The organism is Nonomuraea mesophila (genome assembly GCF_004352805.1).
In the GTDB taxonomy this organism is placed as follows: domain Bacteria; phylum Actinomycetota; class Actinomycetes; order Streptosporangiales; family Streptosporangiaceae; genus Nonomuraea; species Nonomuraea longispora.
Window position 1 is genome coordinate 22,996 of sequence record NZ_SMLD01000094.1, and the last position, 15,069, is coordinate 38,064.

The 15,069-nt window shown below is 71.0% G+C and carries 14 protein-coding genes; 12 read left to right on the forward strand and 2 right to left on the reverse strand.

The window, feature by feature from the left end; genetic code table 11:
• The first annotated feature begins 70 nt into the window (after positions 1–70).
• From E1295_RS49055 to E1295_RS29535, 10 genes are all read left to right on the forward strand, one after another.
• Positions 71–1,090, forward strand: coding sequence for an ABC transporter ATP-binding protein (locus E1295_RS49055; RefSeq protein ID WP_166427461.1), 1,020 nt, complete (start codon positions 71–73; stop codon positions 1,088–1,090).
• Positions 1,080–2,117, forward strand: a complete 1,038-nt coding sequence (locus E1295_RS49060) for an ABC transporter ATP-binding protein (protein ID WP_166427462.1) — start codon at positions 1,080–1,082, stop codon at positions 2,115–2,117. The genes E1295_RS49055 and E1295_RS49060 overlap by 11 nt, the downstream gene beginning before the upstream one ends.
• Positions 2,114–3,073 carry an ABC transporter permease gene (locus E1295_RS29500; RefSeq protein ID WP_132634853.1) on the forward strand — a complete coding sequence of 320 codons (960 nt, stop codon included), beginning with the start codon at positions 2,114–2,116 and terminating at the stop codon, positions 3,071–3,073. Before E1295_RS49060 ends, E1295_RS29500 begins: the two co-directional genes overlap by 4 nt.
• Positions 3,070–4,128, forward strand: a complete 1,059-nt coding sequence (locus E1295_RS29505; RefSeq protein ID WP_220448952.1) for an ABC transporter permease — start codon at positions 3,070–3,072, stop codon at positions 4,126–4,128. The genes E1295_RS29500 and E1295_RS29505 overlap by 4 nt, the downstream gene beginning before the upstream one ends.
• A 159-nt stretch (positions 4,129–4,287) precedes the next feature.
• On the forward strand, positions 4,288–5,880 hold the full coding sequence (locus E1295_RS29510) for an ABC transporter substrate-binding protein (RefSeq protein WP_132634855.1): 1,593 nt from the start codon (positions 4,288–4,290) through the stop codon (positions 5,878–5,880).
• Between the two features lie 218 nt (positions 5,881–6,098).
• Positions 6,099–7,424 (forward strand): ROK family transcriptional regulator, encoded by a 1,326-nt coding sequence (locus E1295_RS29515; RefSeq protein ID WP_132634858.1) that lies wholly within the window; start codon positions 6,099–6,101, stop codon positions 7,422–7,424.
• Between the two features lie 28 nt (positions 7,425–7,452).
• Entirely contained in the window at positions 7,453–8,259 is an 807-nt protein-coding gene (locus E1295_RS29520) for an ABC transporter permease (RefSeq protein ID WP_132634861.1), read from the forward strand.
• Positions 8,256–9,023, forward strand: coding sequence for an ABC transporter ATP-binding protein (locus tag E1295_RS29525; protein WP_132634864.1), 768 nt, complete (start codon positions 8,256–8,258; stop codon positions 9,021–9,023). Before E1295_RS29520 ends, E1295_RS29525 begins: the two co-directional genes overlap by 4 nt.
• Before the next feature lie 44 nt (positions 9,024–9,067).
• Positions 9,068–10,036, forward strand: a complete 969-nt coding sequence (locus E1295_RS29530; RefSeq protein WP_132634867.1) for an aliphatic sulfonate ABC transporter substrate-binding protein — start codon at positions 9,068–9,070, stop codon at positions 10,034–10,036.
• Positions 10,033–11,502: a sulfatase family protein gene (locus tag E1295_RS29535; protein ID WP_132634870.1), complete on the forward strand. Its 1,470-nt coding sequence runs from the start codon at positions 10,033–10,035 to the stop codon at positions 11,500–11,502. Before E1295_RS29530 ends, E1295_RS29535 begins: the two co-directional genes overlap by 4 nt.
• A 43-nt stretch (positions 11,503–11,545) precedes the next feature.
• Here E1295_RS29535 and E1295_RS29540 read toward each other — a convergent pair whose 3' ends face one another.
• Positions 11,546–12,412 (reverse strand): fumarylacetoacetate hydrolase family protein, encoded by an 867-nt coding sequence (locus tag E1295_RS29540; RefSeq protein ID WP_132634873.1) that lies wholly within the window; start codon positions 12,410–12,412, stop codon positions 11,546–11,548.
• Between the two features lie 203 nt (positions 12,413–12,615).
• On the opposite strand from E1295_RS29540, the gene E1295_RS29545 reads away from it, so the two are divergent.
• Positions 12,616–13,527: a hypothetical protein gene (locus E1295_RS29545; protein ID WP_132634876.1), complete on the forward strand. Its 912-nt coding sequence runs from the start codon at positions 12,616–12,618 to the stop codon at positions 13,525–13,527.
• 19 nt (positions 13,528–13,546) lie between these two features.
• Here E1295_RS29545 and E1295_RS29550 read toward each other — a convergent pair whose 3' ends face one another.
• Positions 13,547–14,725 (reverse strand): L,D-transpeptidase, encoded by a 1,179-nt coding sequence (locus E1295_RS29550; RefSeq protein WP_132634879.1) that lies wholly within the window; start codon positions 14,723–14,725, stop codon positions 13,547–13,549.
• A gap of 151 nt (positions 14,726–14,876) precedes the next feature.
• Here E1295_RS29550 and E1295_RS29555 point away from each other — a divergent pair.
• Positions 14,877–15,069, forward strand: a 193-nt coding sequence (locus E1295_RS29555; RefSeq protein ID WP_220448953.1) for a hypothetical protein, incomplete at its 3' end; no start/stop codon positions are given.

The following is a 15,069-nucleotide window of genomic DNA, read 5'->3' on the forward strand; positions in this document are numbered from 1 at the left end:
CCGCCGGACCCTTTCTGACCACGCGGGCCGCCCTCCCCGGCAACTTTCCGAAGACGAAGGAGCGACGACGGTGCCGTCCCCACCGCTGCTCGAAGTGAATGATCTCTATGTCCGTTTTCCCACTCCCACCGGACCGGTGAACGCCGTCGCCGGCGTGTCGTTCACGGTCTCGGCCGGCGAGACGGTCGCGGTGGTCGGTGAGTCGGGTTCCGGCAAGAGCGTGTCGTCGCTCGCGCTGCTGGGGCTGCTCGGCTCGGGCAACATCTCGGCGGGCTCGGTGCTGCTGCGGGACGAGGAGCTCGTGGGAGCCGGGCCCGAGCGGCTGCGGCAGCTGCGCGGCTCCGAGCTGGCCATGATCTTCCAGAACCCGATGAGCTCGCTGGACCCGCTGTTCACGGTCGGCGACCAGCTCGTCGAGGCGTTGCGGGCACACCGGCCCGTGTCGCGCAGGGCCGCCAGGGCACGCGCCGTGGAATTGTTGCGGGAGGTCGGGCTGCCGGACCCGGAGCGGCGCGTACGTGCCTATCCGCATGAGTTGTCCGGCGGGCAGCAGCAGCGGGTCATGGTGGCGATCGCCCTGACGGGTGAGCCGGCGCTGCTCATCGCCGACGAGCCCACCACGGCGCTGGACGTGACCGTCGAGGCGCAGATCCTGGAGCTGCTGCGGACGATGCAGCGCGAGCACGGCACGGCGCTGCTGCTCATCACGCACGATATGGCGGTGGTCGCGGAGATGGCCGACCGCGTCGTGGTGATGTACGCCGGGCGGGTGGTGGAGCAGGGCCCGGTGGCGGAGGTGCTGCGTTCGCCGCGCAACCCGTACACGCGGGCTCTGATCGACTCGATCCCGACGCCGGCCACCCCACGCGACCAGCCCATGCCGGCCATCGCGGGAAGCGTGCCGACGCCGGCGGAGGCGCCGTCCGGCTGCCGCTTCCATCCGCGCTGCCCGTCGGTGCTGGAGCGCTGCTCGCGGGCGGAACCCCCGCTGTACGAGCTGGAGCCGGGCCGGGCCAGCCGGTGCTGGCTGCACGAGGGCTCGCTGCAACCGTCGCGCGCGACGGCCGGCGAGGTGCACCATGTCGCCTGACGCGCCCACGCCGGAGGCTCCGCTGTTCGAGGCGCGTGACCTGGTCAAGCGGTTCCGGTCGCGGGGCACGGTGGTGCGGGCGGTCGACGGCGTCTCGCTGCGGATCCCGCGCGGCCGCACGGTGGGGCTGGTGGGCGAGTCGGGCTCGGGCAAGTCGACGGTGGCCCGGCTGGCCCTGCGCCTGCTCGATCCGACCTCGGGGCAGGTGACCTTCGACGGCGTCGACCTGCTGCGCGCCTCGCGCGGCCAGTTGCAGGCGCTGCGGCGCCGCATGCAGATCGTCTTCCAGGACCCGCTCGGCTCGCTGAACCCGCGCATGCGGGTGCTGGACGCGGTCGGGGAGCCGCTCGCCGTGCACCGCATCGCCAAGGGCTCCGCCCGGGTGGACCGCGTGGTGGAACTGCTGGAGCGGGTCGGGCTGCGCTCGGCCGACCTGTACAGGTTCTCCCACCAGTTCTCCGGCGGGCAGGCGCAGCGCATCGGCATCGCGCGGGCGCTGGCCACCGAGCCCGACCTCATCGTGTGCGACGAGGCCGTCTCGGCGCTGGACGTCTCGGTGCAGGCCCAGGTGCTGAACCTGCTCAAACGGCTGCAGTCCGAGCTCGGGCTGTCCTACCTGTTCATCGCGCACGACCTCAACGTGGTGCGGTACATGGCCGACGAGGTCTGCGTCATGTACCTCGGGCAGATCGTGGAGCGCGGCGACGGTGACACGTTGTTCGCCGACCCGCGGCACCCGTACACCGAGATGCTGGTCTCCGCGCTGCCCGAGTTCGCCCCCGAGCGGGCCAGTGAGCGAACAGGTGGGCCAGCAGGTGGGCGAGCAGGCGGGCGGGCGCGACGGTCGGTGCCGCGCGGCGAGCCCGCCAGCCCGAGCAGTCCTCCGCCCGGGTGCCGGTTCCATCCGCGCTGTCCGAAGGCGATGGAGCGGTGCCGGGTGGAGGCGCCCGCCCTGCACGGCGCCGCGGACGGCAGGGCCGTGGCCTGTCACCTGTTCGACGCCGGGCGGGAGGCGAGCGCACGATGATCGGCTACACGCTGCGCCGGCTGGGGTACGGCGTGGTGGTCATGTGCCTGGTCACGGTCTTCGTCTTCGTGATCATGCGGCTGGTGCCCGGCGACGCGGTGAGCCTGCAGCTTCAGGACACCGGCGTGAGCAAGGAGGCGGCCGACGCGCTGCGCGGCGAGTTCGGCCTGGACGACCCGGTGTGGGTGCAGTTGTGGGAGTGGCTCGCCGGCGCCGTCCAGGGAGACCTCGGCACCTCCTTCTACAACAAGGAACCGGTCGTCGACCTGTTCCTGGCGCGGGTTCCGGTGACCGTGCAGCTCGGTCTGCTGGCGATGCTGGTCGGCACGGCGCTCGGCCTCACGGTCGGGATCGTCGCCGCCGTCACCCGCGGCTCGGTCACCGACAGCGCGCTGCGGGTGTTCGCGGTGGCGTTCCTGTCGGTGCCGAACTTCGTCATCGCCCTGCTGCTGCTGACCGCGTTCGCGCTCTGGTTCGCCTGGTCCCCGCCGCTGGTGTACGCCCAGCCGACCGAGGACTTCACCAGCTGGGCCCAGCAGATGGCGATCCCGGTCTTCGCCCTGGGGACCGGGGGGATGGCCGCGGTCGCCCGGCTGACCCGCTCGTCGATGCTGGAGTCGCTGGGCTCCGACTACATCCGCACCGTGCGCGCCAAGGGTGTGCGGGAGCGCACCGTGGTGTTCAAGCACTCGCTGCGCAACTCGACGATCGCGGTGCTGACGCTGCTCGGCCTGGAACTGGCCACCGTGCTCGGCGGAACGGTGATCATCGAGCGCATGTTCGGGCTCCCGGGCACCGGACAGCTCATCTACCAGGCGGTGCTCGACCGGGACTATCCGGTGGTGGTGGCCTGCACGATCTTCTACGCGGCCCTGTTCGTCATCACGATCATCCTGATCGACCTGCTGTACGCGCTGGTCGATCCGCGGATCAGGACCGGGAAGGCGCTGTCGTGACCGGGAAGCGGACGTTGACCGGGACGCGCCCGGCTCCTCCGGCGCCCCGCCCGCCTCGCGGAGCCGCGCTCCGGCGTGGGCTGAAGGCGCTGCGCGTCTTCATGCGCTCGCAGCCGCTGGGCGCCGCCGCGCTGCTGCTGATCTGCTTCTTCGTGCTGGTGGCGCTGCTCGCGCCGTGGATCTCGCCGTACGATCCGCTGGAGCAGTTCCGCAGGGACATCCTGGAGCCGCCCTCGGGAACCTACCTGTTCGGCACCGACGACCTGGGCCGCGACGTGCTGAGCCGGACGATCCACGGCGCACGGACGTCGTTGGTCGTCGGTGTCACGACCACCGGCGTCAGCCTGGTGCTCGGCACCATGATCGGCGTGATCTCCGGCTATTTCGGCCGGGTGCCGGACATGGTGGTGCAGCGGGTGATGGACGCGGTGCAGGCTGTCCCCGGGATCGTGCTGCTGCTGTTCATCGCGGTGATCCTGGGCCCGTCGGTGCGCAACACGATCATCGCGCTGACCGTGGTGATCACCCCGTCGTTCAACCGCATCGCCCGCGCCGAGACGTTGCGGGTGCGCCAGGAGCCGTACGTCGAGGCCGCGCGTGCGACCGGAGCACGCGCGCCGCGCATCCTCGCCCTGCACGTGCTGCCCAACATGCTGGCCTCGGTGCTGACCCTGGGCAGCCTCATCTTCGCCGGCGTGATCATCGCGGAGTCGGCGCTGAGCTTCCTCGGCATCGGCGCGCCGCCGCCCACCCCGTCATGGGGCCTGATGCTCTCCGAAGGGGTGCGCTACGTGGAACGCGCCCCCTGGCTGATCATCGTGCCCTCCGTCGCCCTGTCGATCGCCGTGTTCAGCTTCAACCTGCTCGGCGACGCCCTGCGCGACCATCTCGACCCCCGCCTGCACCGGTCGGCCACCGACCGGGTCACCGGGCTCTGGTGGGGGCGCCGCATGGTGTCACGGCTGGCCCCGAGCCTGGCGCGGGCCGCCGAGCAGAACGATGCCACCGGAGAGGCGGCCGGTGGAGCCCCCCGTCCCTCGGAGCCACCGCGCTGAGGCGCGCTGATCAAGTGGAGGCAGGAACATGGAACACGCACGGAAAGGACGCTACGCCCCGGCCAGTGAGGCTGCCGGCGGGGCTGCCGGTGAAGCTGGCGGCGGGGCGGACCTCCCACCGGCCCGCGCGACGACCGCCTCTCCCGGGAGGCCGGCGTGATGCGCCATACGCGACTGGGCGCGGCGGCACTCACCGCGGCCCTGCTCCTGTCCGCCTGCGGCGGTGGCGGCGGTGACGAGGGCGAGGACAGCGGCAACGCCGCCCCGGCCGGCGGCCCCAGGCCCGGCGGCTCCCTCGTGCTGCAGCTCCCCACGGAGATCGACGAGGGCCTCAACCCGATGACCACCAGCGACCCGTCCACGATGGGCCTCATCTCGGGCACCGTCTACGAGAAGCTGGTGGAGTACAAGACCGGGCCGGACGTCACGTCGCTGGAGATCGTGCCCGACCTGGCCGAGTCGTGGAAGATCTCCAAGGACGGCAGGACGTACACCTTCAAGCTGCGCGAGGACGTCCGCTGGCACAACCTCCCCCCGGTCAACGGACGCCCCTTCACCTCCGACGACGTGGTGGCCACCTTCGAGGCGCTGCAGAAGACGACCGAGGTGCACAAATGGATGATCGAACCGGTCGAGAGCATCGAGGCGCCGGACGACCACACCGTGGTGTTCAAGCTGACGCACGCCTACAGCCCGCTGCTGGACTACCTCGCCTACCACTTCAACATGATCTTGCCCAGGGAGGGTCTCGAGGGCGAGTTCGACATGCAGAAGCAGGCGATCGGCACCGGCCCCTTCATGCTGGACAAGCACACGCCGAACGTCGAGTGGGTGTTCAAGAAGAACCCCGACTACTACATCGAGGGCAAACCGTACCTGGACGAGATCCGGCGCCCGATCATGAGTGACATCGCCGCCGTCACCGCCGCGCTGCGCAGCGGGCGCCTCGACGTCGGCACCACCAGCGACGTGAACGTGGCCAAAAGCCTCGACGGCAAGGGCTTCACCGTCAACGAGACCCCGGGCGCCCCGGTCAGCGTCTTCATCAACCCCGAGAGGGAGCCGTTCGACGACCCGAAGGTCCGGCAGGCCTTCATGGAGGCCATCGACTGGGACGGCATGGGCCAGAACATCCGGGGCCGCTACAACCTGACCTCCCTGGTCAGACCGGACATCTCGACCGCCGCGCTGAGCAAGGAGGAGGTGCTGAAGCTCAGGCCGTACAGTCCGCAGAACGCCAAGAAGCTGCTCGCGCAGGCCGGGCTGCCCAATGGCTTCAGCACCAAGCTCATGGTGCAGCGCGTGGACGACGAGGACGTGCGCGAGGCGCAGTGGATGCAGGACGACCTGGCCAAGGTCGGCATCAAGATGGAGCTGGAGATGGTCGACCCGAGCACGGGCATCGACCGGCGGCGCAACCACGACTTCGCGGTCGCCAAGGCGCTGCGCGGCGTGCACCTGCCCGACCAGGTGTGGCGGGACTTCGAGCCCGACTCGCTGGAGAACTACACCCAGATCGACGACAAGGAGCTGTACGAGCTGCTCGACCGCTCACGCACCGAGCTCGACGACGGCAAGCGCGACGAGATCTACAAGCAGATGCAGATCCGGATGGAAACGGTGATCCGCCAGGTCTACTACCCGATCCAGAAGTTCGACTACTCGATCTACAACGAGCGGGTGCGCGACCTGTACGACAGCCCGATCTACCAGGGCAAGCGGCTCGCGGACGTGTGGCTGAGCGATTCGTGACGGCCGCCCGCCGGCGCGACGGCGGGCGCCGGGAGCCTCCTCCGGCGGCCGCCGCCCGTCGCGTTCACGCAGCGCCCGTGGCCGTTACGTGAACGTTACAGTTCACCCTCGAACTCTCTCGCTCCTGCGTTTTCGCAGCTCAGGAGGGTGACCGAAGGCCGAATATGATTTTTCCGGGTTATTGACGAAAAAGACGGTGGATAGGCAGACTCTGCCGTATGTCACAACCCGGTGGCCCCCTGTCACAGCTCCGGCGCGGGCACGAGGAGCTCGTGCTCGGGCTGCTGCGCAAGCACGGCCCGCTCAGCCGCGGCGAGCTGGGCAGGCGCTGCGGGCTGTCCCGCACCACCCTGTACGACATCCTCGCCGAGCTCGTGGCCGCCGGCGCGGTCGTCACCGCGAGCCGGCCCGAGGCTCCGCGCGGGCGCGGCAGGCCGGCCGAGACCCTGACTCTCAACCCGGAGGCCGGCCAGGCCATCGGCATCGACTTCGCCCGTCGCGGGCTGCACGTCGCGGCCGTCAACCTGGCGCACGAGATCATCGGCTCGGCCAGCGAACCGCACGACGCGGACCTGCCGTGGGAGCAGCGGGTCGAGCTGGCCGGCCGCCTCGTCGGCTCCCTCACCGGCGGCACCCTCAACCTGGGAGCGCTCAACGCGATCGGCGTCGGCGTGGTCGGCCCGGTCGGCGACCCCGGCGGTGACTCCGGCGGCGACCCCGGCGGTGACTCCGGCGGTGACTCCGGCGGTGACTCCGGCGGTGACTCCGGCGGTGACTCCGGCGGTGACTCCGGCGACGACCCAGGCGACGGTTCCGGCGACGGCTCCGGGCAGGGGACGGACGGTGCGCACCCGGCGCAGGTGCTGCTGCGCGAGCGGTTCGGCGTACCCGTGCTGCTGGACAACAACACCAGGCTCGCCGCGCTGGGCGAGGCGATCTGGGGCGCCGCGGCCGGCGTACGCGACGTGCTGTACCTGCGGTTGTCCCACGGCGTCGGCGGCGGGCTGGTGGTCGGCGGGTCGCTGCACCGCGGCGCGTACGGCCTGTCCGGCGAGTTCGGCCACATCACGGTCGACCAGGACGGCGCCCGCTGCGACTGCGGCGGCGCCGGCTGCCTGGAGACCGTCGCCTCGATCAGGGCCGTCCTCGACGCCTACCGCGCGGCACGAGGGCCCGCCGTGCACGCGGCGGGCGTGCCCGAGCTGGCCAAGGCGGCCGGGGAGGGCGACGCGGCGGCGCTGGCCGTGCTGGACCGCGTGGGCGCCCGCGTCGGCGGCGTGCTCGCCGCCCTGTGCAACGCGATCGGCCCCAGCGTGATCGTGGTCGGCGGCGAGCTGGCGGAGACCGGGACGGCGCTGACCGGCCCGATCGAACGGGCCCTGCGCGCCCACGTCATGCCCGTCTCCCGGCACCGGGTGAGCCTGCGCCGCGCCACCCTCGGCGAGGTCGCCGGCGCCCTCGGCGGCATCGCCCTGGTGCTGCACGAATCTCCACTGCTTTCTCGTTATCCGGCCGGCCCGGATCTCCCGGAGGAGCCCCGATGACACCTCACCACACGCCGGAGGTGGGCTCGTGACGGAGCTCACGGCGCTGGGCAAGTCGCCGGCCCCGGCCGCGCGGCGCGGCCCCAGACGCCCCCGGCGCGCCACCGCGCTCAACCTGACCGCGGTCGTCCTCGGCCTGGCCGTCTGGACGCTGCTGGCGTCGATCGGCGTGCAGGGCCTGCCCGGCCCCCTGCAGGTGGCGGCCAAGGCGGGCGAGCTGATCGCCGACGGCACGCTGCTGGACGACGCCCTCGCCAGCCTGCGCAGGGTGCTGCTGGGCTGCCTGCTCGGCACCCTGCTGGCCGTCCCGATCGGCTTCCTTATGGGCTGGTACGCCACCGCGCGCGGCCTGCTGGAGCCGTACGTGCAGTTCTTCCGCACCATCCCGCCGCTGGCGATCATTCCGCTGGCGATCGTGCTCATGGGCATCGGCGAGGTGCCGAAGGTTTTCGTGATCTTCCTGGCGTCGTTCCTGTCCAGTGTCGTGGCGACGTTCCAGGGCGTGGTGGACGTGGACAGGACGCTGATCAACGCGGCCCGCGTGCTCGGCGCCTCCGACCGGACCATCTTCCTCAAGGTCGTGGTGCCGGCGTCCACGCCGTTCATCCTGGTCGGGATGCGGGTCGGGCTGGGCTCGGCCTGGGGCACGCTGGTCGCCGCCGAGCTGATCGCGGCCCAGGAGGGCCTCGGCTTCCGCATGCAGCAGGCCCAGCTCTACTACGACCTGTCCACCATCTTCGTGGGGCTGATCGCGATCGGCCTGCTGGGCCTGCTGATGGACCGGCTGCTGCTGCTCGCCGAGCGGCGCCTCACCGGCTGGCAGGAGCGCCGATGACCACCAAGATCTCCTTCACCGACGTGATCAAGACGTACCCGGTCAAGGACGGCACGTTCACCGCGCTCGACCGGGTGTCGCTGGACATCGCCGACCGCGAGTTCGTCACGGTCGTGGGCCCGTCGGGCTGCGGCAAGAGCACGCTGATGAGCATGGCCGCCGGGCTCGTCGAGCCGACCTCTGGCGAGGTGCTCGTGGACGGCGTGCCGGTCGCAGGCCCCGGACCCGACCGGGGGGTGATCTTCCAGCAGTACGCGCTGTTCCCGTGGCTGACGGTGCGCAAGAACGTCGAGTTCGGGCTGAAGCTGACCGACCTGCCCGCCGGGGAACGACGGCGGCGGGCCGAGCGGGCGATCGAGCTGGTCGGCTTGTCCGACTTCGCCGACGCGCTGCCCAAGACGTTGTCCGGCGGCATGAAGCAGCGCTGCGCGATCGCCCGCGCGTACGCGGTCAACCCGCAGGTGCTGCTCATGGACGAGCCGTTCGGCGCGCTCGACGCGCTGACCAGGGTGCAACTGCAGGACCAGTTGCTGGACACCTGGAGCCAGGAGCAGCGCACGGTCATGTTCATCACCCACGACGTGGACGAGGCCGTCTACCTGGCCCGCCGGGTCATCGTCATGGCCGCCAGGCCGGGCCGCATCCAGCAGGTCATCGACGTGGAGCTGCCGTACCCCAGGACGGAGGAGATGCGGCTCTCGCCCGAATTCGGACAAATCCGTAACCAGGTCTGGCACGCCGTCTACCACCAGGCCCCGGCCTGACTCCTCCGGCCCCCGCCGTCACACCAGGAAAGGACTGATCCGCCATGCGTTCCCTTCGCCGCGCCCTGACGGCCGCCTCGGCGGTGAGCCTGCTGACACTCTCCGTGACCGCGTGCTCCGACGACGGCTCCACGGTCAGGTTCGGCTACATCAGCGACTACAACGGCGCGAGCCTGCTCGCCATCGCCGACAAGCAGGGCCTGTGGGACAAACAGGGCCTGACCCCCGACATCAAGGTCTTCACCAACGGGCCGCTGCAGATCCAGGCGCTCGGCGCCGGCGACCTCGACTTCGGCTACATCGGCCCGGGAGCCATGTGGCTGCCCGCCACCGGCAAGGCCAAGGTCGTGGCGGTCAACACGCTCGCGTACGCCGACCGCGTCATCGGACGGCCCGGCGTCAGGACCATGCAGGATCTCAAGGGCAAGAAGGTCGGCGTGCCCGAGGGCACGTCCGGCGACATGGTGCTCAACCTGGCGCTGCGCAAGGCCGGCATGACCGCCAAGGACGTCCAGAAGATCCCCATGGACCCGGCCACGGTCGTCTCGGCGTTCTCGGCCGGGCAGATCGACGGCGCCGGCATCTGGTACCCGCTGATCGACACGATCAAGCAGAAGGTGCCGGGCACCGTGGAGCTGGCCAGCACCAAGGAGTTCCCGGACAGTTCGTTCCCGACCGCGTTCGTCGGCGGCACCGGCGTGGACCAGGAGCTCACCCGCAAGGTGATCAAGGTGCTGCAGGAGGCCAACGACTGGCGGGCCGCGCATCCCGAGGAGTCGGTGACCGAGGCGGCCGCGCTGCTCAAGCTCGACGAGGCAAAGGTCACGGCCGACGCGGCGAACGTCCAGGTCATGAGCACCGCCGACCTGGTCGCCAAGACCAAGGACGGCACGGTCGCCAAGTGGCTGAACAGCCTGGGCGACTTCTTCGTCAGCACCGGCCAGCTCAAGTCCCGCCCGGATCCGGCGACCTACTACACCGGCGACCTCTACACGGAGGCCTACACCAAGTGAACCTGCTGTTCCTGATGACCGACCAGCATCGCGTCGACACCCTGGGCTGTTACGGCAACCCGCACGTGGCCACACCGAACCTGGACAGGCTGGCCGCGACCGGCACGCGCTTCGACCGGTTCTACACGCCGACGGCCATCTGCACGCCGGCGCGGGCGAGCCTGCTCACCGGGCAGGCGCCGTTCCGGCACCGGCTGCTGGCCAACTACGAGCGCAACGTCGGCTACCTGGAGGACCTGCGGGAGGACGCCTTCACCTTCCCGGAGGCGCTGCGGGAGCGCGGCTACCAGCTCGGGCTGATCGGCAAGTGGCACGGCGGCACGAGCCGGAACGCCGCCTCCTACGGCTTCGACGGGCCCGACCTGCCGGGCTGGCACAACCCGGTCGACCATCCCGACTACCGGGCCTACCTGGAGGAGCGGGGGTTGCCGCCGTACCGGATCTCGGACCTGATCCGGGGCACCACGCCCAACGGCAACCAGGGCAACCTGCTGGCGGCGCGGCTGCACCAGCCGGTGGAGGCGACGTTCGAGCACTACCTGGCGACCCGGGCGATCGAGCACATGGAGCGTTACGCCGCCGACGGGCGGCCGTTCTTCCTGGCCACGCACTTCTTCGGGCCGCACCTGCCGTACCTGCTGCCGGACGAGTACTTCGACATGTACGACCCGGGCCTGGTGGAGCTGCCGCCGTCGATCGCGGAGACGTTCGAGGGCAAGCCGCCGGTGCAGCGCAACTACAGTGCGCACTGGACGTTCGACACGATCCCGATCGAGGTCACCCGCAAGCTGATCGCGGTCTACTGGGGTTACGTCACGCTGATCGACGAGCAGATCGGCCGCATCCTCGACCGGATGGACGAGCTGGGGCTCACCGACCGGACCTCGGTGTTCTTCACGGCCGACCACGGCGAGTTCACGGGCGCGCACCGGCTGCACGACAAGGGCCCCGCGATGTACGAGGACATCTACCGCATCCCCGGCATCGTCCGCATTCCCGGCGAGCAGCCGCAGGTCAGGAACGAGTTCGTGACGCTCACCGACTGCACGGCGACGCTCCTGGAGCTGGCCGGGTGCGACACCAAGCCGGCCGTGGACAGCCGCAGCCTGGCGCCGATCGTCCGCGGCGAGCGTCCGGAGTGGCCGGGCGAGCTGCTCGCCGAGTTCCACGGCCACCACTTCCCCTACCCGCAGCGGATGATCCGCGACGACCGCTACAAGCTGATCGTCAACCCGGAGTCGGTCAACGAGCTGTACGACCTGCACGCCGACCCGCACGAGCTGAGCAACCGCTACACCCACCAGGAGCTGGCCCCGGTCCGCCGCCGCATGATGCGCCGCCTGTACGACCTGCTGCGCGAGCGCGGCGACAACTTCTACCACTGGATGACCCCGATGTACGACATCGGCGCCCTCGACTACGACCCCACGCTGAGCTCGTTCGAGAAGGAGGGCACCGCGGGGTGAACCCACGCCGCCCCGTCGCCGGGCGGGGCGGCGTACGTGGACGTCAGCGCATGGCGTCCAGGCCCCTGACCACGCCGGTCGTCAGCGTGCCGACGTCGGAGATGGTGATGCTCACCGTGTCGCCGTCCTGGAGCGTGAACGGCAGGTCGGGGACGAGGCAGGTGCCGGTGGCCAGCACCGCGCCGTCGGGGAAGACGTCGGCGCGGTACAGGTAGGAGGCCAGGTCGTCGAGGCGCCGGTTGAGCTGTGAGGTGTTCGCCTTGCCGTCCCACACCGTCTCGCCGCCCCTGGCGATGGTGAGCGTGATGTCCAGCGCGTACGGGTCGGCGACCTCCCACGCGGGCCTGATCCCCGGGCCCACCGCGCACGCGCCCAGATAGATCTTGGCCTGCGGCAGGTAGAGCGGGTTGACGCCTTCGATGGTGCGCGAGCTCACGTCGTCGACCACCGTGTAGCCGGCGATCTCCCCTGCGGCGTTGAGCACCAGGCCGAGCTCGGGCTCCGGCACGTCGATCTCCGAGTCGTCGCGCGCCGCGATGCGCCCGCCGTGCCCGGAGACCTTCCAGGCGGCGGACTTGAAGAAGAGCTCGGGTCTTTCCGCGTCGTAGACCAGTTCGTACACGTCGGCGGCCCGCTCGCTCTCGACGACCCTGGCTTCGCGGGAGCGCCGGTAGGTCACGCCGGCGGCCCACACCTCCATCCGCCCGTCCACCGGAGGCAATAGCCGTACGTCCGCCGCGGCGTGACGGGGGCCGTCGGCGCCGCCGCACAACTCCCGGATGCCGGTGGACGGGTGCCGGAGCAGCTCGCCGACGGTGGTGATCCCGGGCAGTTCCACCACCTGTTCACCGTCGTCGATCCCGACCGCGTCCGCGCCGGTCAGAGGGCTGGTGAACCGTACGATCCGCATGCCTGCTCCTAGCTCCATCAGACGAGGGGCAAAAATGTCATCGGATGAATTGTCCCCTATCTCGTCAAGTGTGGGGGATTGTCCGCCCGAGATCGGACGCCACGACATCGCAGGGCGAACACCACCCGAAAACGCCACGCCTCTGCGCAGCCGAACAGGTACGCTGCGTGACTGCGGATCGTACGCTTCGATGGCGGTGACCAGTGGCACAGGACGGCGCGCTTGTCTTCCCTCCCCGGCCCGACGCGGCCATGACCTGGGACGGCTACGTCGCCGGCCTGCGGGCGCTGCGGGCCTGGGCCGGGGCTCCCGACGACGCCGGGCTCGCCGCGACGGTGCCCGGCCTCACCGCGCACGCGATCGGCGACGTGCTGGGCGAGGAGCGCACGGGCGTCCCCGACCGAAGCACCTCCGAGCAGATCGTGCGCGCCTGCCTGCTCGCACAAGGCCGCTCCGAGGAGGAGATCGCCCAGGAGCAGGCGCTGTGGCGCGAGGCGTGGGACCACGTGCACGGCGCGGAGCCGGACCCGTCCCAGCAGGGCCGGACGTTCAAGGTCGCCCTGAGCGTGCTCTTCCCGGCCGCGACCGGGGTGGCGGGCAACCTCGCCACCAGCAACCTGCGCAACCCGTGGATGTGGGGCGCGCTCGCGGCGGTGCTGGCCGTGCACGCCGGCCTGCTGCTGGCCGGGCCGTCGCGGTGGGTGCGCGGGCCGCTGCGGGTGGCGGCCGCGTCGCTGGCCGCCGTCATCGTGACCGGCTGCCTCGTCCTCGCGCCCGTGTCCCCCGGCACGCCGCCCGCGTGCCGGCGGGACGACCCCCGCACCTACATCAAGGTGCCCGACGACCCTGACCTCGGGGTCACCTGGGAGAAAGGCTTCGCCTGCCACAACGCGGGAGGCACGGTGCACGCCGGACCGGGCGCGGCCACCACGAAGGTGGGACGACTGAACCGCGAGGGCCCCGACATCTTCCTGTGCGTGGTCGAGGCGGACGACGGCCACTGGTACCGCACCGTGGCCGACGAGTCGTGGGCGAACCGCGGCTGGGGCTACATCTCGCAGGCGCACATCAGGGCCGAACACCCCGTCCCCGGCATTCCCTCCTGCCCGTCCTAGATCACCCCATCAGCGGACGTCAGCCGTTGACCGGGGTGCCGAGGGCGCTGCCGGCCAGCCAGTCCTCCCACGACTTCGCCCACGGCGTCGGCCCGTTGCCGAAGCGCAGCTTCCTGGAGGTGCCGGTGACCTCGATGATGTCGCCCCGCTGGGTGAACTCGTAGAACCAGCGCGCGTTCTCCGGGCTCGCGTTCACGCAGCCGTGGCTGACGTTGCGGCTGCCCTGCTCGCCGGTCGACCAGGGCGCGGCGTGGAAGAACGTGCCGCTGTAGGTCATGCGTACGTTCCACTTCGTACGGATGCGGTATTCGCCCGGTTTGCCGACGGTGGCCGAGTCCATGACGATCTCCGGCGCCTTCTCCTGGGCGATCATGACGCCCGAGTAGCTGTCGTCGCCCGGCTTGCCCAGGCTGACCGGCATGGTCTTGACGACGTCGCCGTTCTTCCGCACCACCGCCTTGTGCGCCCCCGCGCTGACCTTGGTGATGTGCTCGGGCCCGACGGTGAACGTCAGCCGGCGGTCCTTGGAGCCCCACAGGCCGTCCCCTGCCCGTACGCCCGCCAGATGCGCCACCACCGTCACCTGCTCCCCCACCGGCCAGTACTCGCGCGGCCTGAACTGCACCTCACGGTCGCTCACCCAGCTCCACGCCCCCTCGACGGGCTGGGACATCCGCACCTCCAGCGACCGCTCGACCGCGGCCCGGTGCTTGCTGCCCCTCACCGGCCGGGACAGCAGCAACTGCACGGGCATCCCGACCCCCACCGTCTCGCCGTCCAGGGGCGACATGCCGCTCTTCAGCACCCGCTCCGGCTTCAGAGTGGTGAACGTGGTCGTGCCGGTGACCGGCCTGCCGTCGGTGCCCGTGGCCCGTGCGTTGACCGTGTACCGGGTCGAAGGCCGCAACGACCACCGGGGACGCCACGTGCCGTCAGCGCCCACGGAGCCGCGCACCTCGCGGCCCTTGGCGTCGGCCACGGTCAGCGCGGCGACCTCGCCGCGCGTGACCTTGACGCTGACCCCGGTGTCCGGCGGGACCCGCTCGGCGCCGTCGGCGGGAGTGATCGACAGCTTGGCCGCCGGTGGCCGCCGCCCGTCCGGTGCCTGCGAGCCGCCGCCCGCCGTGCATCCGGCGATCAGGAGCAGTGCCGCCGTGAGGGTGCCGGTGTAGGTCGTACTGGTCCGGCCGTTCCGCATCGCCGATGCCTCCCGTGCCTGACGTGTAGGGGTTTCGATGCCAGATGGCCTACCTGCCCAGAACGGGCGGGACCCATGCGGCGGCTCACCGGCGAGCCGCCGCACGGGACGGTCTTGCGGGCGTGACCGGGCGCCGAGGATCATCGACCGGGTGGACTACTACGTGATCACCGCCACGTCCGGAGCGCCGTCAACGGCGGCGATCCTCGCCGAGGAGTTCGTCCTCGGCGACGACTACACCGCCGCCGGCATCGACACCACCGCCTGGCACCCGCCGCCCGGAGGCGGGGTCGGGGCCGGGGTCGCGGGCGGAGCCGGGGGCGGGGGCGAGGGCTGGGCGGGCG